The following is a 24,122-nucleotide window of genomic DNA, read 5'->3' as shown; positions in this document are numbered from 1 at the left end:
CGCCGACGGAGCCTGCGAGGGAGGAGTGCCAGCTGGCACCGCGCCTCCAGACCGTCAGTCGGCCACCCGGTCAGACGGACGCGCCCGTCCACTCGTCCTCGGCGGCGACGTGGTCGCTGCCGGTGGTGCCGGCCGCCATCGCCGCGGCGACGCGGTCGGCGTGCGACGGCGGGTCGGACGGCACGTCCGCCGGCCGGCCCTCGTCGTTGATCTTGCGGAGCTCGGGGACGATGTCCTCGGCGAGGATGTCGATCTGCTCCAGGACGGTCTTCAGCGGCAGGCCGGCGTGGTCGACCAGGAACAGCTGTCGCTGGTAGTGGCCGACGTGGTCCTTCATGGTCGCGTAGCGATCGATGACCTGCTGCGGCGAGCCCACCGTGAGCGGGGTCTGCGCGGTGAAGTCCTCCATGGAGGGGCCGTGGCCGTAGACCGGGGCGTTGTCGAAGTACGGGCGGAACTCGTCCCAGGCGTCCTGCGAGTTCTTCCGGGCGAAGAACTGTCCACCGAGCCCGACGATCGCCTGGTCCGCTCGGCCGTGTCCGTAGTGCTCGAACCGCTGACGGTAGAGACCCACCATCTGCTCGGTGTGCTGGATCGGCCAGAAGATGTTGTTGTGGAGGAAACCGTCACCGTAGTAAGCGGCCTGCTCGGCGATCTCCGGCGTGCGGATCGAGCCGTGCCAGACGAACGGGGGGACGCCGTCGAGCGGACGCGGGGTCGACGTGAAGCCCTGCAGCGGGGTGCGGAAGCGGCCCTGCCAGTTCACGACGTCGTTCTCCCAGAGCTGGCGGACGAGCGCGTAGTTCTCGATCGCGAGGTTCACGCCCTCACGGATGTCCTGGCCGAACCAGGGGTAGACCGGCCCCGTGTTGCCGCGACCCATCATGAGGTCCATGCGGCCGTCCGAGATGACCTGGAGCATGGCGTACTCCTCGGCGATGCGCACGGGGTCGTTCGTCGTGATCAGGGTCGTCGACGTCGAGAGCGTGATGTGCTTGGTCCGCGCGGCGAGGTACGCGAGCATCGTCGTCGGGGAGCTCGCGACGAACGGCGGGTTGTGGTGCTCGCCGGTGGCGAAGACGTCGAGGCCGGCCTGGTCGGCGTGCTCGGCGATGGTCAGGATGTCGCGGACCCGCTGGGTGTCGTCCGGGGTGGTGCCGGTGGTGGGGTCAGTCGTGACGTCGCTGACCGTGAAGATGCCGAACTGCATGGTGTGCTGCCCTCCCGCGTCACCGACGCGTGCGATTTCGATGCGTTTGCATCGACTTGCCGGGTACAACGTACCGCACGCCGAGGCATTCCCGCCAGGGCCCGGTCGGAGGGACAGCCCGTGTCCTCACCACGAGACGGAGTGCTGTCGGGTCGGACAGCACTCCGTCTCGCCGTCACCTAGTTCTCGTAGGCGACCGGAGCGGACCGGACGCCGTCGACGACCTGGACAGCCGTCAGGGCCTCACGGAAGCTGTACGACCCTCCGCCGGGCAGGTGCGTGGTCCAGACGCCGGCCAGGCGGGTGCCCTCGGCGCCGGCGACCGTCGACACGGTCACCCCGCGGTAGGTCACCTCGACCGTCGCACCGGGAAGGGCTCGACCGACGACGTCCACCGGACCGGACCCGTTGGTCGGGACCAGGAGCGAGGCGATGGTCGGGGACGCGACGGCGGCGGGCGCCGTCACGGTGGCCGATGACGCGGCGACGGGTGCCGGCTCAGGGGAGGTCGGGGCAGTTCCGGTCGAACCGCTGAACGCGATGCCGACGGCGAGCGCAGAGCTCGCGAGCGTGGTGATGAAGGGCATGGTCAGTGTCTCTCTCGATCGACGGTGGTTCAGGACGCGAACCTGAAGTAGGTCTCGGACAGGCCGGCGTCGTGGATCTGGGAGACCGAGGTGGTGGCCCAGGTGCCCTCGCCGGGCAAGGTCGCGGCCTGGAGGTCGACCGACCACTGCCCGTCCCCTGCAGCGGTGACGACGCCCTGGGCCCAGCCGTCCGCCTGCACGATCACGACGGCGCCGGGGGTGGCCGTCCCGCTGACGTGTGCGGACCCCGGTCCGGTGCGCTCCGCCGTGGTGACGACGACCGGGCGGAAGGCGGCGTCCGGGTGTCCTGAGGCGGGCCAGGCTCCACGGAGGGAGAACGTCGTCTCGGCGTACTGGCCGGTCGGTGTGACGACGACGGCGCTGTTGCCCCCGAGGTTGCCGGACGTCACGCGCGGCAGCGCGTACGACCAGCTCCCGTCTGCGGCGGAGCGGAGCCGGACCGAGACCTGCATCCCGGGCACATCGAGGTACACGTCCGATCGGGGCGTCGCCGTCCCCTCGATGGTCACCCTGGAGTACGGCGTGAAGGTCGACGGCGTGTCGACGGTGATGGTCGGTTGCGCCGAGGCGACCGCCCCCTGGGACACGGCCGGGACCTCGGTCGCGGCCGAGGCGGCGGCGGGTGCCACGAGTGCTCCTCCGATGAGCGCCGTGGCGATGACGGCGCCACCCATGATGCGCGTGTTCATGTTCCTCCTTCTGTCCGGCGTGCGCGACAGCACGCTCATGGACACCGTTCGACGAGGAACCGGAGAAGGACTGCCCACGTGCGGCGTCCGCCGTGCGACCGTCAGGAGGAGCGCCGGACGAGCCGCGGGTGCATGCCGTCGGCGAACCACACCGTCGCGACGACCGCGACGACGCTCGCGCTCGAGGCGAGTCTGCCGGCGAGCAGGATCGCCGCGTGGTCGTGGGCACCGCCGCCGAGACCGACGACGAGTGCAGCGATCGCCACCGCGAGCGCGACGCCGACCGCGACGACGAGCACGACCGACACCACCCGACGGGGCCCCACCGTGCCGTCCCGGTCGCCGCGGACGCCCCGGTCGACGACCGGTCCGACGGCTCGGACGAGCGCCGTCCAGAACAGGGCGATCGCGCACGCGCCCACGATGTCGCTCACGCGGTGCCAGCCGTAGACCACCGTCTGGTTCGCCACGAAGACCGCGTAGGCCGCTCCCACGAGCGTGACGAGCGGACGCCACCGCCGTGGCGTGACCATCAGGACACCGAAGAGTGCGGCGAGTGCGATGGTCGCGTGGCCGGAGGGGAAGGAGTTCGGCGTCGTCGACTGGGCGATCTCCGGCCGCACGGCGATATGTTTGACGAGCGTCGAGGTCGCCGCCGACGCGAGCACGACGACACCGGCACCGAGCCCCACAGCCAGACGTCGTCGGGCGAACGCCACGGCGACGATGACGACGACGAGCAACAGGATCACCGGCACCGAGATCACGTTGAGTGCCGTGTCCGTCCCGAACAGGTCGGACTCCCGGACCCCGCCCAGCGCGGCGTCCTCCGCCCGTTGACCGAGCGGCGTCAGCACGGCGACCGCGTACACGAGAGGCACGATCACGAACCCCAGAGCAGCGAGCAGCGCCCACCGCCAACGCCGGGACACGACCGGATCGGGATCAGGAGTTCGTGCCACCGGTCTGGTCCTCCTCGTGCTCGCCGTGGTCGGGGTCGTGGTCAGCTTCGTCACCGGTCGTCGACACCGCGACCAGGACGGTCACGAGCAGGCCGCACGATTCGGTTCGCCGGGGTCGGACACGATACCGTTGGCGGGCAGGCCGAACCCTGGGAACCCGGGTGTGCGACGGCCTGCTGACAGCGTGTCGGCCCCTGTCGTGCCGACCGTGTACGAGGAGGAGACCGAATTGGCCGTCAAGGAACCGGGCATCACCGCTTCGCCCAACCGGGGGCTCGCCCTCACCGCCGGTCTCGTGCTGGCCGTCTGGGGCATCCTCGGCTTCTTCTTCGCCGGCGAGGGCGGTCACGCCTTCTTCGGCCGTGACGGCGGACTGCTCTGGGACGCGTTCCAGGTGAACCCCGCCCTGTGCCTGCTCTGGACGCTCCTGGCCGCGGCGATGCTCATCGGCGGACTCGGCACCACGATCGGGTCCCGCAACCTCAACCTGACCGCCGGCGTCGTCCTCGTGGTCCTCGCCCTGTACGGCGTCGTCTTCGTGAACACGTCCGCGAACGTCTTCGCACTCAACACGGCCGACAACGTCTTCAACGCGATCGTCGGGTTCGTGCTGCTCGTGACCGCCCTCGGCGCCGACCGTGAGAACCTCCGCGCGCTGCGGGCCGCTCGCGACGACCAGGACGCCCTGCACGCCCAGGCCGTGCACGGCTGACGCCCCCGCACTCCCCGGCGCCCCGTCGACCCCCGTTGGTCGGCGGGGCGCCGTCGTGTCCGGCACCGGCCGGCCCTGCGGCGCACGGCGCCCCGCGCCCCGCCTCGCCCGCTCAGGCGCTGCCGGCGTCCGTCGGGCGCGCTTCGAGCTCCGTCGCGACCACTCGCGGGGCCTCGGACATGAAGCGCCGGACGTCGAGGTCCACGATGATGTCCTGCGGCCGCAGCGGCCGGGTCAGGTACAGCCCCTCGAGCGAGGTCAGCCGCGACAACGCGACGTACGTCTGCCCGGCGCTGAACACCCGGTTGCCGAGGTCGACCACGGCACGGTCGTAGGTGCTCCCCTGCGACTTGTGGATCGTCACCGCCCAGGCCAGCCGGAGCGGGAACTGCTGGAACTCCCCCACCGTGTCCTTCTTGAGTTCCTTCTTGTCCGGGTCGTAGGAGTACTTGAACTTCTCCCACACCGAGGGCTGGACCTCGAAGGACTCCCCGTCGACGTCGACCCACACGGTGTCGCGGATGGTGGTCACGACTCCGAGCGTGCCGTTCACCCACCGCTGGTCGGGGTCGTTGCGGAGGAACATCACGTGCGCGCCGGGCTTGAGCTCGAGCGCCTCGTCCGCCGGGAAGTTCCGGCCGCCGAAGTCCCCGTTGACGTCGGCCCGCGCGGTCTTGACCTTGCCGGGCAGTCGGTCGAGCGCGGCCTTGTTGATCCGCGCGACCGTGTCGTTCCGGGTGGCGAGGGTGATCGCGTCGTCGGGCGCCGGCCGTGCTCCGGCGGTGTTGAGCTGCCCGGCGATGTCGGCGGTGACGCGCCCGTGCCGCACGGCGGTGAGCATCGCGGCGAAGGCGTCGTCCCGCTGTCGGTGCACGGTCGCGAGCTCGACGATGTGCAGCTCGGCCTCGAGCCAGACCTTCGCGTCGAAGAACCACATGGACCGGTAGTGGTCGGTGAAGTACGCGCGCTCGTCCCCGTCGCCCGGCACCGGCGGCAGCTGGTACGGGTCACCGAACATGACGACCTGCACGCCGCCGAACGCCTCGAACTGCCTGCCCCTGGCCTTGCGCAGCGAGCGGTCCATGGCGTCGAGGAGGTCGGCGTTCACCATCGAGACCTCGTCGATCACGAGGGTGTCGATCGTGTTGAGGAGCTTGCGGGTCTCCGGTCCCTGCCGCAGCTCGGCGTCGGCGATGAGGCCGATCGGCAGTCGGAACAGCGAGTGGATGGTCTGCCCGCCGACGTTCAGGGCCGCCACACCCGTCGGGGCGCAGATCACGACCTGCTTCTCGGTGTGCCACGACAGGTGGTTGAGGAGCGTCGACTTGCCCGTCCCGGCGCGCCCGGTGATGAACACATGGTCGCGCGTGTGCTCGATGTAGTCGAAGACCGCGCGCTGCTCGGCACTGAGCTCGACGCTCACCGCGCGTCCGCCCCGCGGTCGGTCGACGGCCGGGAGGCGCGGCCCGCCTCCGACGCGCTGGGCACGTCGTCCTTGTGCCCGGGTTCGCTGTCGGCGGTCGCGTCGTCGGGGTCGCTCGCGTCGTCGGGGTCGCTCGCGTCGTCGAGGTCGGCGTCGATCCGCCGCGGCGGCGCGTCCGCCGGTGGGCGGCGCGAGCCCGCCTGTCGATGAGCACCGTCCACCGCGGGACGCGTCCCCCCGGTGTCCGGTCCGGTCCCGGGGTCCGGTTCGGCGCGCACCGCTCCGTCCGAGACGACGCCGCCTTGCCGCAGCCGCACGAGCACGACCGCCACGACGAGCACGAGCAGCGTCGCCCCGGCGACGACGAGCACCGTCCCACCACGTGCCTGGTCGACGAGCGGGTCCGGCCCCCACGTCCGACCCATCGCGCCGAACCAGGAGGCCTGCAGGAGCCCGAGCGGCCCCCGCATCGCGAGGCCGATGGACACCAGCCCTGCCGCGCCCACGGCGGCGCCGACGACGCGGACGACGGCAGCCGCCCGGGACGTCTGACGTGCCCCCGCCGCGATCGGCGTGAGGAGCGTCGGCAGTGCGAGGAGCCCGACCAGCAGGAACACGACGTCCGTGACGGTGCGCCCCGTGGAGTCGCTCACCGACCAGCGGAGGGCCTGCGTGTCGAGGTAGGCCCACCAGACGGCGCCGAGCAGCACGAACGCCGGGAACGGCTGCACGAGGTAGCGCACCGCGGCGTTGTCGACGAGGAGCGCCGTCCACTCCCGCACGCCCGTGCTGCCGTCGGCACGCGGGTGCACCGCGGACCGGATGAGCTGCACGGGAGCCGCTGCCCAGACGAGCGCCGGCACGACGAGCCCGAGCACGACGTGCGCCCCGACGTTCGCGGAGACGAGGAACCGGTCGTACGTGTGCAGGGAGCCGGAGGTCGCGACGAGGAGGCTGACGAGCGCGATCCCTGCGGCCACCGAACGCCGGAGGGGCCAGGCCTGCCCACGGCGTCGGAGCCGGACGACCCCCGCCGCGTACGCCGCGGCGAACAGGACGACCGCCATCAGCCAGAAGAGGTCGATGTTCCACGCGGTGAGCCAGCCCCAGGCCCCCGGAGCGTGCGGCAACGGATCGTCGGTGAGGAGCTCGGCCGGCGACGGGTTCGAGGTCTTGCTCAGCGCGATCTGGTCGGTCGGTGTCGCCGTGCGCCCGAGCGCGGCGGCAAAGCCCGAGGCGACGCCCATCACGGCGAGCTCGGTCACGACGAGGGTCCAGAACGCCCGGGATCCGCTCGGGCGGGCGGTGAGCGCGCGGATCGCCCGGCGACGCTGCACTGCGCCGAGGACGCCCATCGCGACGATCGCGGCGACCTTCACGAGCACCAGGACCCCGTACGGCGTCGCGAGGTTCGCGAACGAGCCGACCCGGATCTGCGCCGAGGCGGTGCCGGACACGGCGACGAGCACGAAGCATCCGAGCGCGATGCTCGAGTACCGCCCGACGACGAGCGGGAGCCGCTCGCCGTCGACCACCGGTCGGAGGAGCACGATCACGGCGAGCCCACCGACCCAGAGCGCCGCTCCGACGAGGTGCAACCCGAGCGCGGTGACCGCGGCGTCGTGGCTGGCGGTCCCGGCGGCGTGGCCCTGTTGGGCGATCGGCAGCAGACCGATCATCGCGACGCCCGCGGTCAGGGCGACCATCCCGCGCCCGCGGACGGCGAAGCAGAGGACGGTGACGGCAGCGGCGACGAGGACGGTGACGAGCCAGGCGAGCCCGAGGTCGGTGCCGGTGAGGAACACACCCATCGACTGCCCGAACTGCTCGTCGAGGGAGACCCGCGAGCCGGCGACGCTGAGGAACGTGAAGAACGTCGTGACGACGGACGCGACGGTCCAGACAGCGGCCGCACCGGCGGCGACGTCGATCGCCCGGTCCCACTCCGGCTCCGTCCGGGACAGGCCCACCGTCGCGAGCGCGAGCCCGCCGATCGTGACCGCGGCGGCGAGGTCGACGACCACCCGCGCGATCGGCAGTCCGAACCGGACGACCGCGCCGGGATCGGCGATGAGGGCCGGGTCCGCTCCCCCGCCGACCACCAGGGCGACGAGCAGCGAGAAGAACGCGGCGAGCACCAGGACGGCAGGGCCGACGGTGCTCGCGATCCGGTTCACCCGACAAGCCTAGGCGCTGCCCACCCGGCCCAGGGAATCGGTGGGACGACCTGTGGACGGTGATCCGTGCCTCCCGGCCGGTGGAGCGGGCGCCACGCGCCCCGCAACGCGAAAGGGACGGCCGAAGCCGTCCCTCCCACGAACCGGACCGTCGTTACTTGACGGCAGCCTTGAGCTTCGAGCCGGCGCTGACCTTGACCGAGTCGCTCGCGGCGATCTCGATGGCCTCGCCCGTCTGCGGGTTGCGGCCGGTGCGGGCGGCGCGGTGGGTCTTCTCGAAGGCGATCCAGCCGGGGATCGTGACCTTGGTGCCGTCGGCGACCGAGCTCGAGACGACGCTGAACAGCGCGTCGACGACGCCGTTCACGGTGGCCTGGCTCTGGCCGGACTCCTGCGCGACGGCAGCGACGAGCTCGGTACGGTTCAGGGACTTGTCAGCCATTGGATGTCCTCCTCGGACTTCTTCGGTGTGTGTCGGGCCATCAGGCACGATGCCCGTGGAACCGGGGTCGAACCTACCAGCCACCTCCGGCCTTTCCGACCGACTCGCCCGGATTTCCGGGGCTGTTGCGGGTTCAGAGTGGCCGGAGTGACCGATGTGACACCCGATGTCCCCCGGACACGGCGAACGCCCCGCCACCCGGAGGGGACGGGGCGTTCGCGGAAGCGAGTGCTTACCAGGAGCTCTTCGTGATGCCCGGCAGCTCGCCACGGTGGGCCATGTCGCGGAAGCGGACACGGCTGATGCCGTACTCACCGAGGTGGCCACGGGGGCGACCGTCGATGGCGTCGCGGTTGCGGTAGCGCACCGGCGACGCGTCGCGCGGGAGCTTCTGCAGGCCGACGCGGGCGGCCTCACGCGACTCGTCGGTGCCGTTCGGGTCCACGAGGGCCTTCTTCAGCTCGAGACGACGCTCGGCGTAGCGCGCGATGACCTCGGCGCGCTGGTTGTTCTTCGCGATCTTGCTCTTCTTCGCCATGACTCAGCGCTCCTCACGGAAGTCGACGTGCTTGCGGACCACCGGGTCGTACTTCTTGAGCACGAGACGGTCGGGGTTGTTCCGACGGTTCTTCTTGGTCACGTACGTGAAGCCGGTCCCCGCCGTCGAGCGGAGCTTGATGATCGGACGGATGTCCTGACCCTTCTTGGCCATCAGATCTTCTCCCCACGGGCGAGGAGATCCTTGACGACGGACTCGATGCCGCGTGCGTCGATCACCTTGATGCCCTTCGCGCTGAGCGTGAGCGTGACGTTACGACGAAGCGAGGGCACGTAGTACGTCTTCTTCTGCACGTTCGGGTCGAAGCGGCGCTTCGTCCGGCGGTGCGAGTGCGAGATGTTGTGACCGAAGCCGGGGGTGGCGCCGGTCACCTGGCACACTGCTGCCATGGTTTCCTCCTGAGGTACCGTGCGGTCGGACGACCGCACCCAAGGTCACTTGCCTGGTGCACACGCGCTGTCGGTGCCCGCGAGGGGCCGGTCGAGCGAGGGGGTTGTGCGCACCGCCCAGGCCCGGTGACCCTGTCGAAGGGCCGTCGGACACCGCGCGACCGCGGCGTACGCGACGGTCGGAGGGCTTGGAACGAGCTGTTCTCCGCGCGGGCGCGGAGGACCAGGGGTCAAGGTTACGCGAGCGTCGGGCGTGTCGCAAGCCGGTGCAAGTGGGTGCGGGTCGGCTCGGCAGTCGCCGAGGTTCCGAAATCCTGGCATCTCGCCGCTCCCGACGGCTCCTCCGTGGAACCTCGACGGCACGCGCGCGGCGAGTCGCGGAACCTCGCGGCGGAAGCGGCACCGAGCCTCCCGGCCCCACCGCCGCGACGCCCGCCGCCCGCGGCGCTACGGCCCGTCGGTCGGCTTCGGCGCGAGCGCCTGCACCATGAGCTCGCCGAGCTCCCGCGGCGCCGTGAACATCGGCCAGTGCCCCGTCTCGAGCCCCACGATCGTGAGCTCCTCCGTCGCGACGAGCTCCGCCGCCCAGGTCTGGTGGTCGGCCACCATCTGCGCGAGGTCCTCCGCCGGGATCTCGCACGTGATCACCGTCGCGGGGATCCGGTGGCGCGCCGGGTCGGCGTAGTGGAAGCGGTCGGACGGCACCGAGGCGGGCTCCGGGACAGCCCGACGCTCGAACGCCTCACGCAGTTCCGGGCTCATCCCCCGCATCGTCGCTGCCTCCCACACGTCCCAGGAGGGCAACGGCACGACGCCGTCCACCACGGGCAGCTCGTCGTTGACGCACCCGCCCTCCGGACCGGGGAACGTGTCGACGTACAGCAGGTGCGCCACGAGTGACGGTCGTCGGTCGGCAGCCATGGCGGCGATCGGACCGGCACCGGAGTGTCCGGCCACCACGACGGGTTCCTCGGGCGTCGCGACCTGGTCGAGCAACGCGACCAGCGACGAGACCTGCTCGTCGAGGGTGTCGCCGCGGCGGGTCACGGCCTGCACCGCGTGCCCCGCCTCGACGAGCGCCGGCGCGACGTCGTCCCACGCACTCGCGTCGAGCCAGAACCCGGGCACCAGGATCACGTGCATGGGTCGCAGGCTACGCGCCCGACCGCTCCGCGGTGCACGTCGCGCACTCGCCGAAGATGTCGACGACGTGGCTCGCGTTCGTGAACCCGTTCGCCGCGGCCACCTGGTGCGCCCACTGCTCGACCGGGTCGGCCTCGATCTCCACCGTCCTGCCGCAGTTCCGGCAGATGAGGTGGTGGTGGTGCGTGTCCGTCGTGCAGGCCCGGTAGAGCGACTCGCCGTCCTGCTGCAGCGAGTCGGCGTCCCCCTCCGAGGCCAGGTCGGCCAGCGCCCGGTACACGGTCGCGAGCCCGATCGTCGACCCACCCTCACGCAGGTGCTGGTGCAGCGCCTGCGCGCTCACGAACCCCTCGGTCGAGTCGAGCGCGCCGCGCACGGCCTCCCGCTGCCAGGTGTTCCGCTTGGGCTTCTGCACGGCGTTCACGCGCTCACTCCGATCCTCGTGTCCGTCCCGGTACCACCCGCCGGGAGGCCCGGCTCACCTCCGCCAGACCGCTCACGTCGTGCGACGCGGTCGCGTCCCCGTCGGTCCTTCCGCGCTCCCAGGATGCGGCACACCACCCAGATCGCGAACGAGATGGTGGTCACGTAGGGACTGATCGGCAGCCCACCGCCGAGTGCCAACAGGATGCCGCCGACCACCGACGTCACCGCGAACACCGTCGACAGCACGGGGACGACGACGGGGTGCGAGGAGAGTCGCAGTGCCGCCGCTGCCGGTGTGACGAGCAGCGACAGCACGAGGAGCGCGCCGACGATCTGCACCGACACCGCGGTCGCGAGTCCGAGGACGAGCATGAACACGATGCCGAGGGTGCGGACCGGGATGCCGGCGGCAGCGGCGACGTCAGGGTCGACCGACGAGAACATCAGGGGCCGCCAGACGACGAACAGGGTGACGACGACGATCGCGGCGATGACGATGAGGAACGTCAGCTGCGGGTTGTCGACCGACACGATCTGCCCGGTCAGCAGCCCGAACTTGTTCGCCGCCCGGCCCTTGTAGAGCGCGAGGCACAGGATCCCGAGGCCGAGACCGAACGGCATGAGCACCGCGATGATCGAGTTCCGTTCCCGCGCACGTGACCCGAGCACGCCGATCAGGAGCGCGGCGATGACCGAGCCGACGAGCGACCCGGTGACGACGTTCACGCCGAGCAGCAGCGACGCCGAGGCACCGGCGAACGACAGCTCCGAGATGCCGTGCACCGCGAACGGCATGTTCCGGGCGACGACGAACGGCCCGATGAGCCCGCCGACGATCCCGAGCACGGCGCCGGCCCAGATGGAGTTCTGCACGAGCTGGAGGAGCGCGCCGTAGTCCTGGAACGAGAAGACCTGCGACCAGACGTCCATCAGATGCGTCCTCCGTCCGGGGTGGGTGCGTGCGGGTCGGGGTCGCAGTGGTGGTCGTGCGCGGCCTCGTTCGCCCCGACGATCACGATGCGGCCCATCGTGCGCACGACGTCGACGGGGGTGCCGTAGAGGTCGCTGAGCACGTCGGTGCGGAGGACGTCGTCCGGCGCGCCGATGCGGAAGCGCCCACCGGCGATGTAGAGCACCCGGTCGACGACGTCGAGGATCGGGTTGACGTCGTGCGTGACGAACAGCACCGCGGCACCCTGCTGCCGACGCTGACGGTCGATGAGCTCGGTCACGCCGCGCTGGTGCCGGAGGTCGAGCGAGATGAGCGGCTCGTCGCACAGGAGCAGCGCCGGGTCGGCCGCGATGGCCTGCCCCACGCGGGTCCGCTGCTGCTCACCGCCGGAGAGCTCGGCGACGGGTGCGTCGGCGAAGCCGGTGGCCCCGACCTCGTCGAGGATCCGGTCGACGCGCGCGCGGTCGGCGCGGGAGACGGGCCGGACGCCCCACCGGTGGCCGGTGACGCCCTGGGTGACCATGTCTCGTGCACGCAAGGGGGTCCCGGCCTCCATCAGGCGCTGCTGCGGGATGTACCCGATGCGCCGGTGGCCGCGCCGGACCGGCTGGCCGAGGAACGACATGGTGCCGTTGGTCAGCCGCTGCTGCCCGAGCACGGTGCGCAGGAGCGAGGTCTTGCCGGCACCGTTCGGTCCGAGCACCGCGACGAACTCACCGGGCGCGACGTCGAGGTCGAGTCCGTCCCAGAGCGTCCGGGCGCCGTACGCGAGGGCGGCGTCCCGGAGCGTGAGCACGGCGGGACCGCCGCTGCCCGGGGCAGCGGCGGTCCGTTCGGGTGCCTGGACGGTCACTTCGCCAGCGCCGCCTTCACCGCGTCGATGTTCTGCTGCTGCCACGAGACGTAATCCTCCCCCTTCGGGAGCGTCTCCGTGACACCGACGACGGGGACACCGGCCTCGTCCGCCGCCTTCTTGACCTGTTCCGTCTCCGGGCTCGAGGTCTGCTCGTTGTAGGCGAGCAGCTTCACGGTCTTCCCCGAGAACAGCCGCAGGGTCTCGTTGAGGGCAGCCGGCGGGACGTCATCGCCCTCCTCGATCGCCTCGGAGAACTTCTCGGGCGTCACGTTGTCGAGGCCGATCGCGTCGAACAGGTAGCCCGGCACGGGTTCGGTGTACGCGACCTTGTCGCCGTCGTACTGCTGCTTCAGGGCGGCGGTCTGCGACTCGAGGTCGTCGAGCTTGCCGGTGAGGGTCTTCGCGTTCGCCTCGAAGGTGCTCTTCTCCGAGCCGTCGAGGTCGCCGAGCCGGGTCGCGACGTCGTCCACGAGCTTCACCATCGTGGGGTAGTCGTAGAACACGTGCTCGTTGAACTCCGCGTCACCGCCCTTGTCGAGGCCGGACAGCTCCACGACGTTGATCGTGTCGGCCTTGGTGTTCGAGGCGTCCGCGAGCGTGGTCATGAAGTCGTCGTACCCGCCGCCGTTCTCGATGAGCAGGTCGGCCTTCGACACCGCGAGCTGGGTGCGCGCGCTCGACTCGAACGAGTGCGGGTCCTGCGAGGGGTCGTCGAGCACGCTGGTGACCGAGACGTGGTCACCGCCGATCGCCTGGACGAGCGAGCCGTACACGTTCGTCGAGGCGACGACCCGGATCGTGCCGTCCGAGCTCGCGCTGCCGGAGGCTGAGCCGGTCGCGCAGCCCGTCAGGGCGAGGGCGGCGGCACCGGCGACGAGCGGGAGGGCGAGGAGACGCTTCTGCATGTCGATGACGGTAGCGCCAGTTGAGAACGATTGTCAAAACCACTCTCATCGGCGTGCCGATCCGCTCGTGGTCAGCCGAACCGCTCGTAGTGGGCCGAACCGCTCGTGCTCGGCCGGATCGCTCGTGGCAGGTCGTTCGTTCCGGCCTCCTACGAGCGATCCGGCTTTCCAGGACGGGTGCGATGGGCTGGAACGCGCACCAGCGCGACCGCGCGACAGACGGGAGGCTCCCCACCGGGCACGGCCGCCCCGCCGCTGGCGCGTCGGTGCGGAACCGGCCAGCGTGGGCCCAGGTGCCAGCTGGCACCGCGCCTCCCGTCCGATGGTGGTCGCGAAGGCGACCGGTCAGGCCTTGGTGGCCGCGTCGATGGTGTTCTCGGCGATCGTGTCCTCCTCGCGGCCGGGCGTCCGGAGGTTCCACTTCTTGATCACGAACGAGAACAGGAAGTAGTAGACGACCGCGTAGGCGAGGCCGATCGGGATGAGCCAGATCGCCCCCTCCGCCTTGCCGAAGTTGAGGACGTAGTCGATCGCTCCCGCCGAGAACGAGAAGCCGTCGCGGATGCCGAGCGCGTTCACGAGGGCGAGCGAGGTGCCCGTGAGGAACGCGTGGATGACGTAGAGCGGGAACGCCACGAACATGAACGAGTACTCGAGGGGTTCGGTGATGCCGGTCACGAACGAGGTGAGCGCAGCGGACAGCATGATGCCGCCGACGACCTTGCGGTTCTGCGGCTTGGCGTTGCGCCAGATCGCCAGGGCACCGGCCGGCAGCGCGAACATCATGATCGGGAAGAAGCCGGTCTGGAAGATGCCCGCGGTCGGGTCGCCCGCGAGGAAGCGCTGGATGTCACCGTGGTAGGTCACGCCGCCGGAGGTGAAGCTGCCGAGCTGGAACCACGGGAAGAAGTTCAGCAGCTGGTGCAGGCCGATGGGGATGAGCATGCGGTTCACGAAGCCGAAGATCCCGCCACCGATGACGGCGTTGTCGGCGACGGCCTGGCCGGCGGCGGTCAGCGCGATGTCGAAGTACCGGTAGACGAAGGACATCAGGACCGCGATGATGAGGGCAGCCGCCGCGGTGAGGATCGGCACGAGACGACGCCCCGAGAAGAAGCCGAGGAAGTCGGGCATCTTGGTGCGGTGGAACTTCTCCCACAGGACGGCCGAGACGAGCCCCATCACGATGCCGCCGAGGACGCCGAAGTTGATCGTGGCCTGGTTCCCGTTCGCGTCCTTGACGCCGGCGAGCACGATCGGCGACATCGCTGCGAAGACCTGGTACATCACCATGTAACCGACGACCGCGGCGAGCGCCGTCGTGCCGTCCGACTTCTTCGCCCAGCCGATCGCGATGCCGACCGCGAACAGGAGCGGCAGCCACGTGAAGACACCGTTGCCCGCGGCAGCGATGATCGACGCACCCTGCTGGAAGCCGGGGATCGCGCCGAGCATGTCCGACTGTCCGAGCCGCAGCAGGATGCCGGCGGCGGGCATCACGGCGATCGGCAGGAGCAGGCTCCGTCCGAGTCGCTGCGCGTTCGCGAACAGCCGGGACTGCTTCTTCGGGGCCTTCTTCTCCGGCACGTCCGTGGCGGTGGTGGCGCTCATCGGAGTTCCTCTCGTCGTTGGGTGGAGCTGCGGGGGGTGGAGCTACGGGGGTGGAGCTTCGGGGAAGCGGGTTGAGTCGGTCCGACCGCACCGGTACGCTCGGCGGTGACGCCAGGCCGGTCCTGTCCGGTCATGACCAGTTCCGTAGTCTGAACCGACACGGGACGCATGTCAACCCGGCGCAGCATCCCTTAACGAGGAGGAAACGATGGCCGACATCAAGGCAGCCGACATCATCGCCGCGCTCGGCGGTGCCGACAACATCGAGGAGGTCGAGGGCTGCATCACCCGTCTCCGCGTCGAGGTGGAGGACGGCGACCTCGTGGACAAGGCTGCGCTGCAGGCCGCGGGCGCCCAGGCGGTCGTCGGCGGCGGGACGGGGTGGCAGGTCATCGTGGGGCCGATCGCGGACAACCTCGCGCAGGACATCCAGGACGAGCTGTGACGTCGGTCCGCACACCCTTCGCCGGGCCGGTCGTGGCGCTCGCGGACGTGCCGGACCCGGTCTTCGCCGGCCAGCTCGTCGGCGCCGGTGTCGCGGTGGACCCGACGGGTGTCGAGGGCGCGGTGACCGCGGTCGCCCCGGTCGACGGCACGATCGTGAAGCTGCACCCGCACGCGTTCGCCCTGCAGGGGACTGCCGGCAAGGACGTCCTCGTGCACGTCGGCATCGACACCGTCAAGCTGTCGGGCGAGGGCTTCGAGCTCGTCGCCGCCGAGGGTGACACCGTCGCCGCGGGCGACCCGATCGTCCGGTTCACCCCGTCGGTGATCTCGGCCGCCGGCTACTCGCCGATCTGCCCCGTCGTCGTGCTCGGCTCCGCGCCGGACTCGGTGCCGCAGGGCGCGGTCGGCACCACGGTGCGCGAGGGCGACGCGCTGTTCGAGGCGTAGGGCCGACACCGTCGGTGTCGCCGAAGCGACAGTGCAGCGTCTGCTCGGCGCGGCACCCCCGCGAAAGCGACAGTCCATCGCGACCGGAGCGCGGTGAACTGTCGCTTTCGCGTACCGGGCCCGGAGTAGCCCGGCGGAGCCACCGCCCCCGCATCGGCGCGCGCTACGCGACCGCGGACGGAGCCGTCGCCGTGACCTCCATCTGCACGCGGTAGCGGTCCGACCGGTACCACGACCGGGAGTGCTCGACCGGCCGGTCCCCCGAGTACGACACCCGGTCGAACTCGAGCACCGGCGCACCGGTCTTCGTCCCGAGCAGCGTCGCGACGTCGTCCGCCGCGGGCTTCGCCGCCACCGTCTGCTGCGCCCGGTCGATGGGCGTCCGGTACTCGGTCGCCGCCAGCGAGTACACCGACCCGGACAGGTCGTGGTCGAGCAGTCCCGGGAACGCCGAGGCCGACAGCCACGCGTCGTCGATCGACACCGGCGCTCCGTCGGCCATCCGGAGCCGCTTGAGGTGGTACGCCGTCTCGTCCTCGGCGAGGCGCAGCGCTGCGACGGTGTCGGCGGGCGGCACCCGCTCCTCCCGGACGAGCACGACCGTCGTGGGCACGTGCCCGAGCGCCCGCATCTCCTCGGTGAACGACGCGAGGTGCAGCGTCGACTGCACGGGTCGGTGGGCGACGAACGTGCCCTTGCCGCGGACCCGCTCGAGGTAGCCCTCGTTGACGAGCTGTCCGAGGGCCTCCCGCACGGTGATGCGCGAGACGCCGTACTCCTGGATGAGCTGTCGCTCGGAGGGGATCGCGGCCCCGGGGGCGAGTCGGGTGGTGGCGAGGTCGAGCAGGATCCGCCGCAGCTGCTGGTGCTTCGGTTCGGCACCCTCGGTGATGCGGGAGGTCATCGGCTGGTCTGCTCCGTTGCTCGGTTCCGGTTCGGTCCGGTGGTCATGGGCGGACATGACCAGTTCACATCACAGTAGCGAGTCCGCCCGGGATCGCCAATGCGCGTGCCAAGATGACGCGCGTGATCTCCGTGGTGTTGGTCGACGACGAGACCCTCGTCCGGTACGGGTTCGAGCTGATCCTCGGCGCGGCCCCGGACATCGAGGTGGTGGCGACGGCGAACGACCTCGACGCCGTCCGGGTCGTGGCCGAACACCGCCCCGACGTGGTGCTCCTCGACGTGCGGATGCCGCACGTGAACGGGCTGGACGTGCTCGAGGCGGTGCGGCGTGCGCCGGAGCCGCCCGCGGTGGCGATGCTCACGACGTTCGACGCGGAGGAGCACATCGGCCGTGCGATGGAGCTCGGCGCCGCGGGGTTCCTGTTGAAGGACACCGACCCGGAGGCGCTCGCGGAGTACGTGCGGGTGCTCGCCCGGGGCGGGGTGGTGCTCGCGCCCGGCGTCGACCGTCGCCGCCTGTTCGCGTCGCGGCCGGCGGTCGCCGTCCCCGACCTCACCGACCGCGAGCGCGAGGTGCTGCGGTGCATCGCGGACGGCGCGAGCAACCCGGACATCGGTCGGCGTCTGGGCGTCAGCACCGGCACCGTGAAGGAGGACGTCCGCGCCCTCCTCGTCGCCTTCGGCGTCCAGACGCGCGTGCAGCTCGCGCTGCGCGCGGCCGAGGCGGGTCTGCTCGATGGCTGAGCGCCGCGCGGGGGCCCGGCTCGCGCGGGTGCTCCGCACGACCGACGGGAGGCTCGACCGCCTCGTCGACGCCGGCCTGCGCTGGGTGCGCGCGCACCGGGCGCCGTGGTGGCTGGTCGACGCGGTCTTCGTCGCGGCGGCGGTCGCGGACGCCGTCCTCGACATCTCGGGCGCGACCGCCCTCGAGACGTGGCTGTCGGTCCTCGCGGCCGCTGCGCTCCTCCTGCGCCGACGGTTCCCGGTGCTCGCGTTCGTGCTGACGATGCCGGGACTCTTCGTCGGGTCGGCGGTCGTCGCGGCGAGCGTGGCGCTCTTCACGATCGGGGAGCGCACCGAGCGGCGCTGGTTGATGCTCCTCGCGGCGACCGTGCAGTTCGTCGGGTTCAGCGGGTTCGTGGGCCCGCCGCAGAGCCTGGACGAGATCGTCGTGTCCGTCGTCTACGCGTTCATCTTCGCCCTCGGCCCCCTCGCGGTCGGGCTCCTGGTGCAGACCCGCGCCCGGCTGACCGAGCAGCTCGCCGAGGTGCGTCGTGCCCGCGAGGACGAGCGCGCCCAGGCCGCCGAGGTCGCGCTGTCACGGGAACGGGCACTCCTGGCACGGGAGATGCACGACGTCGTGTCGCACCAGGTGACCCTGATCGCCGTGCAGGCCGGTGCGATGCAGGTCGCGGGACGGGACGACGCCGAGCGCGGGTTCGCCCGCACGATCCGGCAGCTGTGCGTCGTGACGCTGCAGGAGCTGCGGGAGATGGTGCAGGTCCTGCGCGCGTCCGGAGGGACGGCCCGCGAGATCGCGCCGCAGCCGGTCCTCGCCGACCTGCCGCGGCTCGTCGCCGACAGCGGCCTCGAGACGACGATCACGGTCGACCTGCCGGAGGACCTCGGCCAGCCCGTCCAGCGCGCCGTCTACCGGTTCGTGCAAGAGGGGCTGACGAACGTCCGGAAGCACTCCCCCGACGCCGTGGTCCGCGTGAGCGGGCGCGTGCACGACGGCGAGGTGCTCGTCGACCTCGTGAACGGACCGGCCCGGGCGGAGCGGATCGAACTCCCGGGGTCGGGTCTCGGCCTGGTCGGGCTCGGCGAACGGGCGTCCCTCCTGGGCGGGTCGCTCGACGCCGGACCGCAGCCGGGCGACGGGTTCGCCCTGCACCTCCGCCTGCCCGTGGACCACACGCCGTCGCGCGGCTGACGCACGGATGGCCGATCGGCCACCGCGGATCACGCCCGTGGGCGATGCGCGCCGCCCCGCTCCCCCGCTTCCATGGGACCGTGCCGATCCATCCCGTGCTCTCCCGCCTCCGCCGGTTCCCCGTCACCACCGCGGTGGCCGTGGCCGCGGTGGTCGTCGTCGCCTCCGCCCGGATGGCGCACTCCGAGCCGGACTTCCCGCACCACCCGCCGGTCGCCTGTGTCGCCCTCGCCGCGGTCGTCGTCGCGTCCCTGCTCGCCGAACGCGCGCTCGGGTCGATCCGGACGCTGGTCGTCGGGATCGGCGCTCCGGTCGTCGCCGTGCTCGGCACGCTGCTCGCGGTGCAGGTCGGCTCGGCACTCGGTGAAGCCCACGCCGAGACCGCCGTCGGGCAGCCGGTCTTCGCCCCGTCGATGGTCGCGACCGCCCTGATCGGTGCCGCGTCCGCCGCGATGCCGACCCAGGTGCGTTGGCGGGTCCGTGCCGTGCTGTGGACCGTCGTGCTCACGCTGGTCCTCTTCGCCGGGCACGGCTCGGACCTGGCCCGTGCCCTGGCGACCCTGCTCGGGACCGCAGCCGGCGCGCTCGTGGTGCACCGTGCCTCCCGGCCGGAGGAGGGCACCCGCGTCACCCGCACCGCCGTGTCCGCGCGCACCGTCGTCGTCGCGGCCCTGGCCGCGATCGGCGCGGGGACGCTCGTCACACTCGTCGTGCCGTCCCCGGACGGTGTGCTGTCCCCGTTCGCCGACGCCATGAGCGACGACTCGGTCGCCCTGGTCGGTGCGCTCCTGCTGGTGGCGGCGTGGCTCGTCCAGCACGGCCGACGCGTGGGCGTCGCGATCGCCGTCGGCGTGCTCGTGACCCTCACCGTGGTGCTCGCCGACGCGTTCCTGATCGAGCCCCTGCAGCAGGGTGCCGTCGCCTGGCAGGGCCTCGACCTGGACGCCCTGGAGTGGCAGGTGACGCTCCTCGGCGCGTGGCTCGTCCCCGCCACCGTGCTCGCCGTCGTCCTCGGTTGCCACGGCCGACTCGTCCGCGCCCGGTTCAGCGCCGCCGAGCGTCCCGGGACGACCCTGACGACGATGCTCCGCGACGGCGAGGCCGGCAGCCTCGGGCACATGGGCACCTGGCGGGGCAACGCCACCTGGGTCCACCCGGACGGCATCGGTGCGGTCGCCTACCGGGTGTGCGGCGACGTCGCCCTCACCGTCTCCGACCCGGTGTGCGCTGCGTCCGACCGTGCCGCCGTCATCGACGCCTTCACCGTGGCGTGCGAGCGCAACGGGTGGGTGCCGGCGTTCACGAGCGTGCACGAACCGGTCCGCCGGATCCTCGCCGCCGACGGCTGGACCGCGCTGCCCGTCGGGGTGGAGGCCGTGCTCGACGTCACCACGTTCGACCTGCGCGGGAAGAAGCGGCAGGACCTCCGCACGGCGTCGAACCGGGCCGACCGCGAGGGACTCCGCGACACCTGGACGACCTTCGCCGCCCTGTCGCCCGCACACCGGGACCAGGTCGAGGCGATCTGCACCCGGTGGGCCGCCGACCGTCGCCTGCCCGAGATGGGCTTCACCCTCGGCGGGTTCCGCGAGCTCGACGACCCCGACGTGCGGCTCATGCTCGCCGTCGACGCCACGGACCGCGTCACCGGCGTCACGAGCTGGCTGCCGGTGCACGAACGCGGGATGCTCACGGGCTGGACGCTCGACGTCATGCGGCGTGGAGCGGACGGCATGCCCGGGGTCATGGAGTTCCTCATCGCCCGGACCGCGCTGCGCGCCCGCGAGGCCGGTCTCGCCACGATCAGCCTGTCGGGCACGCCGCTCGCCGTGCAACCGGAGGCCGGGCTGCTCGTCGCCCGCGGCGCCGCCCTGCTCGCCCGCGTGCTCGAGCCGGTGTACGGGTTCCGGTCGCTCCAGCGCTTCAAGGAGAAGTTCGGCGCCCGGCACGAGTCGCTCTGGCTCGTCGTCCCGACGCCGCTGCACGTGCCCCGGGCCGCCCGCGCACTGGCGTCCGCGTACGTGCCGGGGCTGCGTCCGAAGCACCTGTGGGCCCTCCGGCAGGCGCACCGGCACGCAGCCGCGACCACCGCTGCCGTCGCACCCTCCGCGCGCTCGTGACGTTCACGGAGTGGCTGCTCGCGACGCAGCTCCAGGCGCCGTCGAAGCTCGTGCCGATCGACACCGCCTTCGTCGTCCTCGGGCTGCTCGTGCTGCTGCCGCCGTTCCGCGGACGTCGGCGGACGGACACGAGGAGCCCCTGGCGCTCCCCGTCCGCGTGGCGCGCCGTCGGGCTCCGGGCGGCCGTGGCCGGCGCGGCTGCCGGACTCGTGCTCCTGGCGTGCTGGATCACGAGCGACGTCGTGGACCTGTTCGGTGTGTCGCTCAGCGCCGTGACACGGATGTGGTGCGCCCTCGCCGCCGCGGCCCTCGCCCTCGCGGTGACCGGCCTGGTGCAGGGCGGCGGGTGGCGACGGGTGATCGCCGTCGTCCTGGTGCCCGCCGCCCTCGTCGTGCCAGCGCTCGGCGTGAACGTCGAGTTCGCGAAGTACCCGACGCTCGGCACCGTCGTGCAGAGCGACCCGTACCCCGAGCTCGACCTGCACGCCGCACCCGCGGCCACCATGCCCGCCGTCGGCGAGGTCCGCACCGTCACGATCCCGGGCCGGCGGTCGCACTTCGACGCCCGGCCGGCCGTCGTCTACCTGCCGCCCGCCGCCCTGGTCCGGGACCCGCAGCCGCTGCCCGTCGTGCTCGCGTTCGCCGGCCAGCCCGGGGCCCCGAGCGACATGTTCACGGCCGGACGGATGGACGCCGTGCTCGACGCGTACGCCGCAGCCCACCACGGCCGTGCGCCGATCGTGCTCTCCGTCGACCAGCTGTCCGCGCCCGGGCGCAACACCATGTGCGTGGACTCCCGACTGGGACGGGTCGACACGTACGTCACCCGTGACGTCCCGGACTGGGTCACGAAGCACCTGCCGGTCACGCCGGACCGGGCGCACTGGGGCATGGTCGGGTTCTCGCAGGGGGCGACGTGCGCCGTGCAGTTCCTGACCGGCCACCCGGACGACTTCGCGGCGGCGTTGGCGGTGTCGAGCGAGCTGCAGCCGATCGACCAGTCCCCGCAGCACAGTGCCGACCAGGCGTTCGGCGGGTCCCTCGCCCGGTGGCGGGCGGCCGCGCCGCGAGCCCTGATGGCCGAGCACGCGCCGTACCGCGGGCACGAGCTGTGGTTGACGGCGGGGTCGTCCGACCGGGAGTTCAGCGAGAACGCCGAGCGGCTCGGAGCCGCCGCGGCGCGCGCCGGCATCCGGGTGAGCGTCGTGTCGGCGCCGAGGAGCGGGCACGACTGGAACACCGTCCAGTGGTCGCTCCGTGCCGAGCTGCCGCTGCTCTGCGACGCGATCGCCACCTGACGGCGACTCGGCGACTCGGCGACTCGTCAACATGGAGACACGTCGACTCGTCAACACGGAGACACGTCGACTCGGCGACTCGCCGACTCGGCGTTGTGGGGATGATCCGGCACGGGTCGTTCCGCGCGGCGCCCCAGCGGTCAGGCGTGCGCGACGAGCCAGTCGTGCTGCTCGGCGGTGAGCGCCCGGTCGGCCCAGACCTGTCGCTCGACACCCGCCGGGGTCGCCGCTGCGGTCGTGCCCTGCCACACGAGCGAGAGCCCGGCACGCCGCAGCACGACCGCGGACCCGGTGTTGTTCGTCAGCACCCGACCGGTGACCGGCACGTCCGGAGCCGCCCCGGCAGCGGCGGCGACCGCGGCCCGAGCGGCCTCGGTCGCGTAGCCGTGCCCCCACGACCCGGGGACGAACCGGTAGCCGAGGTTCCACACGTGCCCCGCGGTCATGTCGACCCCCGCGACGCCGAGGAACCCACGGTCGGCCAGGGACCGGACGGTCCAGGAGCCGAGGCCGTACCGCGCGCGACCACCGATCTTGCGCTGCACCAGGTCGACGGTCTGCGCCCGCGAGCGGTGCCGCCCAGCGGGCAGGTGGGTCCACGTGCGCGCGTCGGCGAAGAGCCCGTGCACGTCGTCGACGTCGCGCGGACTGAGCGGGGTGAGCAGGAGCCGATCCGTTCGGATCTCCTGCGGGGGGACCAGGAGCTGGTGGACCATGGCACGATCCTCACCCGCACCACCGACATCCGGGTGAACGGGGATCGACATCCGCGGGGGTCGGCCCCACCCGTGCGGCTTCCCGCACGGGTGGGCCGGACGACTCAGTCGAGCAGGAGCGCCGGCTCCTCGATGACCGAGGCGACGTCGTGCACGAACCGCGAGGCGACGTCGCCGTCCACGACCCGGTGGTCGAACGACGCACCGATGGTCGTCACCATGCGGGAGCGGACCTCGCCGTCGGTCACCCACGGCTTCGGCTTGATGGTGCCCATCGCGACGATCGCGACCTCGCCCGGGTTGAGGATCGGCGTGCCGGTGTCCATCCCGAAGACGCCGATGTTCGTGACGGTGATCGTGCCGTCGGCCATCTGCTGCGGCGTGGTCTTGCCGTCGCGGGCGGTGAGCGTGAGCTCCTCGAGGGCCTGCGCGAGCTCGAGGAGCGACATGTCCTGCGAGTCCTTGATGTTCGGCACGATGAGCCCGCGCGGGGTGGCCGCGGCGATGCCCAGGTTCACGAAGTGGTGGACGATGATCTCGCGGTCGGTCCACGTCGAGTTCACCGAGCGGTTGCGGCGAACGGCCCAGATGACGGCCTTGGCGAAGACGAGCAGCGGGGAGACCTTGACCCCGGCGAACGTCGGCGAGGCCTTCAGCCGCTTGACGAACTCCATCGTGCGCGTGGCGTCGACGTCGACGAAGAGCGACACGTGCGGCGCCGTGAACGCGGACGTGGTCATCGCGGTGGCGATGGCCTTGCGGACGCCCTTGACCGGGATGGTCTCCTGGCGGACGTCGCCCCACTCCGGGGTCTCGATGTTGCGGAAGACGCTGGCCTGCTTCGCGTGCCGGATGACGTCGTCGCGGGTGACCTCACCGGTGAGCCCGGTGGCGACGACCTCGGTGAGCTCGACGCCGAGGTCGCGCGCGAGCTTCCGGATCGGCGGCTTCGCGAGGACGTTCTCGGCGGCGATCCGCTTGCGCGGTCGCGAGCCCTGGCTGGCGACGGCGTCGGCGGTCGAGTCCTCGCCCGGGTCCGAGGCGGCCTCCGCCAGTGCTGCGGCGTCCGCACTGGAGGCACGGCTCGCCTCCGCCGCGAGGGCTGCGGCCCGGCGGGCGCCCGGCTTGCGACGCGACGGTGCCGAGGTCGCCGAGCCGTACCCGACGAGGACCGCGCCCGAGGACTCGTCG

The 24,122-nt window shown here is 71.9% G+C and carries 26 protein-coding genes; 7 read left to right on the top strand and 19 right to left on the bottom strand.

Going from position 1 to position 24,122, the window contains the following annotated elements; all coding sequences use genetic code 11:
• Window positions 1-70: 70 nt before the first annotated feature.
• The 4 genes from Csp2054_RS16790 to Csp2054_RS16775 all read right to left on the bottom strand — a co-directional run bounded on the left by Csp2054_RS16790 (window position 71) and on the right by Csp2054_RS16775 (window position 3,469).
• Window positions 71-1,210 (bottom strand): CE1758 family FMN-dependent luciferase-like monooxygenase, encoded by a 1,140-nt coding sequence (locus Csp2054_RS16790; RefSeq protein ID WP_096900705.1) that lies wholly within the window; start codon window positions 1,208-1,210, stop codon window positions 71-73.
• Window positions 1,211-1,389: 179 nt separating this feature from the next.
• Entirely contained in the window at window positions 1,390-1,797 is a 408-nt protein-coding gene (locus tag Csp2054_RS16785) for a hypothetical protein (RefSeq protein WP_096900704.1), read from the bottom strand.
• 29 nt (window positions 1,798-1,826) lie between these two features.
• Complete coding sequence (locus tag Csp2054_RS16780; protein ID WP_096900703.1) at window positions 1,827-2,507, bottom strand: hypothetical protein; 681 nt, start codon at window positions 2,505-2,507, stop codon at window positions 1,827-1,829.
• A 101-nt stretch (window positions 2,508-2,608) separates the two neighbouring features.
• On the bottom strand, window positions 2,609-3,469 hold the full coding sequence (locus tag Csp2054_RS16775; RefSeq protein ID WP_176491766.1) for a phosphatase PAP2 family protein: 861 nt from the start codon (window positions 3,467-3,469) through the stop codon (window positions 2,609-2,611).
• A gap of 184 nt (window positions 3,470-3,653) precedes the next feature.
• Between Csp2054_RS16775 and Csp2054_RS18325 the strand changes: the two genes are divergently transcribed.
• Window positions 3,654-4,181, top strand: coding sequence for a DUF4383 domain-containing protein (locus tag Csp2054_RS18325; RefSeq protein ID WP_217990952.1), 528 nt, complete (start codon window positions 3,654-3,656; stop codon window positions 4,179-4,181).
• A 112-nt stretch (window positions 4,182-4,293) separates the two neighbouring features.
• Here Csp2054_RS18325 and Csp2054_RS16765 read toward each other — a convergent pair whose 3' ends face one another.
• The 12 genes from Csp2054_RS16765 to Csp2054_RS16710 all read right to left on the bottom strand — a co-directional run bounded on the left by Csp2054_RS16765 (window position 4,294) and on the right by Csp2054_RS16710 (window position 15,064).
• The gene (locus tag Csp2054_RS16765; protein WP_096900700.1) at window positions 4,294-5,604 is read right to left on the bottom strand and encodes an ATP-dependent RecD-like DNA helicase; all 1,311 of its coding nucleotides are present in this window, start codon (window positions 5,602-5,604) and stop codon (window positions 4,294-4,296) included.
• On the bottom strand, window positions 5,601-7,781 hold the full coding sequence (locus tag Csp2054_RS16760) for a cytochrome c oxidase assembly protein (protein WP_096900699.1): 2,181 nt from the start codon (window positions 7,779-7,781) through the stop codon (window positions 5,601-5,603). The genes Csp2054_RS16765 and Csp2054_RS16760 overlap by 4 nt, the downstream gene beginning before the upstream one ends.
• A 154-nt stretch (window positions 7,782-7,935) precedes the next feature.
• Window positions 7,936-8,223 carry an HU family DNA-binding protein gene (locus Csp2054_RS16755; RefSeq protein ID WP_022903744.1) on the bottom strand — a complete coding sequence of 96 codons (288 nt, stop codon included), beginning with the start codon at window positions 8,221-8,223 and terminating at the stop codon, window positions 7,936-7,938.
• A 232-nt stretch (window positions 8,224-8,455) separates the two neighbouring features.
• Window positions 8,456-8,761 carry a 30S ribosomal protein S14 gene (gene rpsN / locus Csp2054_RS16750; RefSeq protein ID WP_022903745.1) on the bottom strand — a complete coding sequence of 102 codons (306 nt, stop codon included), beginning with the start codon at window positions 8,759-8,761 and terminating at the stop codon, window positions 8,456-8,458.
• Between the two features lie 3 nt (window positions 8,762-8,764).
• Entirely contained in the window at window positions 8,765-8,935 is a 171-nt protein-coding gene (gene rpmG, locus Csp2054_RS16745) for a 50S ribosomal protein L33 (RefSeq protein WP_022903746.1), read from the bottom strand.
• Window positions 8,935-9,171 carry a 50S ribosomal protein L28 gene (gene rpmB / locus Csp2054_RS16740; protein WP_022903747.1) on the bottom strand — a complete coding sequence of 79 codons (237 nt, stop codon included), beginning with the start codon at window positions 9,169-9,171 and terminating at the stop codon, window positions 8,935-8,937. The genes rpmG and rpmB overlap by 1 nt, the downstream gene beginning before the upstream one ends.
• Window positions 9,172-9,618: 447 nt before the next feature.
• Complete coding sequence (locus Csp2054_RS16735) at window positions 9,619-10,314, bottom strand: alpha/beta fold hydrolase (RefSeq protein WP_096900698.1); 696 nt, start codon at window positions 10,312-10,314, stop codon at window positions 9,619-9,621.
• Between the two features lie 10 nt (window positions 10,315-10,324).
• A complete protein-coding gene (locus Csp2054_RS16730; protein WP_096900697.1) occupies window positions 10,325-10,738 on the bottom strand; it encodes a Fur family transcriptional regulator in 414 nt (137 codons plus the stop codon).
• Window positions 10,735-11,670, bottom strand: a complete 936-nt coding sequence (locus Csp2054_RS16725; RefSeq protein ID WP_096900696.1) for a metal ABC transporter permease — start codon at window positions 11,668-11,670, stop codon at window positions 10,735-10,737. The genes Csp2054_RS16730 and Csp2054_RS16725 overlap by 4 nt, the downstream gene beginning before the upstream one ends.
• On the bottom strand, window positions 11,670-12,545 hold the full coding sequence (locus tag Csp2054_RS16720; protein WP_176491764.1) for a metal ABC transporter ATP-binding protein: 876 nt from the start codon (window positions 12,543-12,545) through the stop codon (window positions 11,670-11,672). The genes Csp2054_RS16725 and Csp2054_RS16720 overlap by 1 nt, the downstream gene beginning before the upstream one ends.
• A complete protein-coding gene (locus Csp2054_RS16715; protein WP_096900695.1) occupies window positions 12,542-13,453 on the bottom strand; it encodes a metal ABC transporter solute-binding protein, Zn/Mn family in 912 nt (303 codons plus the stop codon). The genes Csp2054_RS16720 and Csp2054_RS16715 overlap by 4 nt, the downstream gene beginning before the upstream one ends.
• A 345-nt stretch (window positions 13,454-13,798) precedes the next feature.
• Complete coding sequence (locus tag Csp2054_RS16710) at window positions 13,799-15,064, bottom strand: PTS transporter subunit EIIC (RefSeq protein ID WP_096900694.1); 1,266 nt, start codon at window positions 15,062-15,064, stop codon at window positions 13,799-13,801.
• A gap of 208 nt (window positions 15,065-15,272) precedes the next feature.
• Here Csp2054_RS16710 and Csp2054_RS16705 point away from each other — a divergent pair, with 208 nt between their 5' ends.
• Window positions 15,273-15,509, top strand: a complete 237-nt coding sequence (locus Csp2054_RS16705; RefSeq protein WP_096900693.1) for a PTS transporter subunit EIIB — start codon at window positions 15,273-15,275, stop codon at window positions 15,507-15,509.
• Window positions 15,506-15,958 carry a PTS glucose transporter subunit IIA gene (locus tag Csp2054_RS16700; RefSeq protein ID WP_096900692.1) on the top strand — a complete coding sequence of 151 codons (453 nt, stop codon included), beginning with the start codon at window positions 15,506-15,508 and terminating at the stop codon, window positions 15,956-15,958. Before Csp2054_RS16705 ends, Csp2054_RS16700 begins: the two co-directional genes overlap by 4 nt.
• A gap of 163 nt (window positions 15,959-16,121) precedes the next feature.
• Here the strand turns inward: Csp2054_RS16700 and Csp2054_RS16695 are convergent, their stop codons facing one another.
• On the bottom strand, window positions 16,122-16,862 hold the full coding sequence (locus Csp2054_RS16695; protein ID WP_096900691.1) for a GntR family transcriptional regulator: 741 nt from the start codon (window positions 16,860-16,862) through the stop codon (window positions 16,122-16,124).
• Window positions 16,863-16,975: 113 nt separating this feature from the next.
• On the opposite strand from Csp2054_RS16695, the gene Csp2054_RS16690 reads away from it, so the two are divergent.
• From Csp2054_RS16690 to Csp2054_RS16675, 4 genes are all read left to right on the top strand, one after another.
• On the top strand, window positions 16,976-17,608 hold the full coding sequence (locus Csp2054_RS16690; protein WP_096900690.1) for a response regulator: 633 nt from the start codon (window positions 16,976-16,978) through the stop codon (window positions 17,606-17,608).
• The gene (locus Csp2054_RS16685; RefSeq protein WP_096900689.1) at window positions 17,601-18,797 is read left to right on the top strand and encodes a sensor histidine kinase; all 1,197 of its coding nucleotides are present in this window, start codon (window positions 17,601-17,603) and stop codon (window positions 18,795-18,797) included. Before Csp2054_RS16690 ends, Csp2054_RS16685 begins: the two co-directional genes overlap by 8 nt.
• A gap of 80 nt (window positions 18,798-18,877) precedes the next feature.
• On the top strand, window positions 18,878-20,917 hold the full coding sequence (locus tag Csp2054_RS16680) for a bifunctional lysylphosphatidylglycerol flippase/synthetase MprF (RefSeq protein WP_141399312.1): 2,040 nt from the start codon (window positions 18,878-18,880) through the stop codon (window positions 20,915-20,917).
• On the top strand, window positions 20,914-22,215 hold the full coding sequence (locus Csp2054_RS16675; RefSeq protein WP_141399311.1) for an alpha/beta hydrolase: 1,302 nt from the start codon (window positions 20,914-20,916) through the stop codon (window positions 22,213-22,215). Before Csp2054_RS16680 ends, Csp2054_RS16675 begins: the two co-directional genes overlap by 4 nt.
• Window positions 22,216-22,355: 140 nt before the next feature.
• Here Csp2054_RS16675 and Csp2054_RS16670 read toward each other — a convergent pair whose 3' ends face one another.
• Together Csp2054_RS16670 and Csp2054_RS16665 are read right to left on the bottom strand one after the other, a co-directional pair.
• On the bottom strand, window positions 22,356-22,931 hold the full coding sequence (locus Csp2054_RS16670; protein WP_176491763.1) for a GNAT family N-acetyltransferase: 576 nt from the start codon (window positions 22,929-22,931) through the stop codon (window positions 22,356-22,358).
• Between the two features lie 104 nt (window positions 22,932-23,035).
• The coding region (locus tag Csp2054_RS16665) for a dihydrolipoamide acetyltransferase family protein (RefSeq protein WP_141399310.1) at window positions 23,036-24,122 on the bottom strand (1,087 nt) is incomplete at its 5' end.

This window comes from Curtobacterium sp. 'Ferrero' (genome assembly GCF_002412165.1).
GTDB lineage: Bacteria > Actinomycetota > Actinomycetes > Actinomycetales > Microbacteriaceae > Curtobacterium.
The sequence above is the reverse complement of the archived record's forward strand: the minus strand, read 5'-3'. Positions and strand labels throughout refer to the sequence as shown.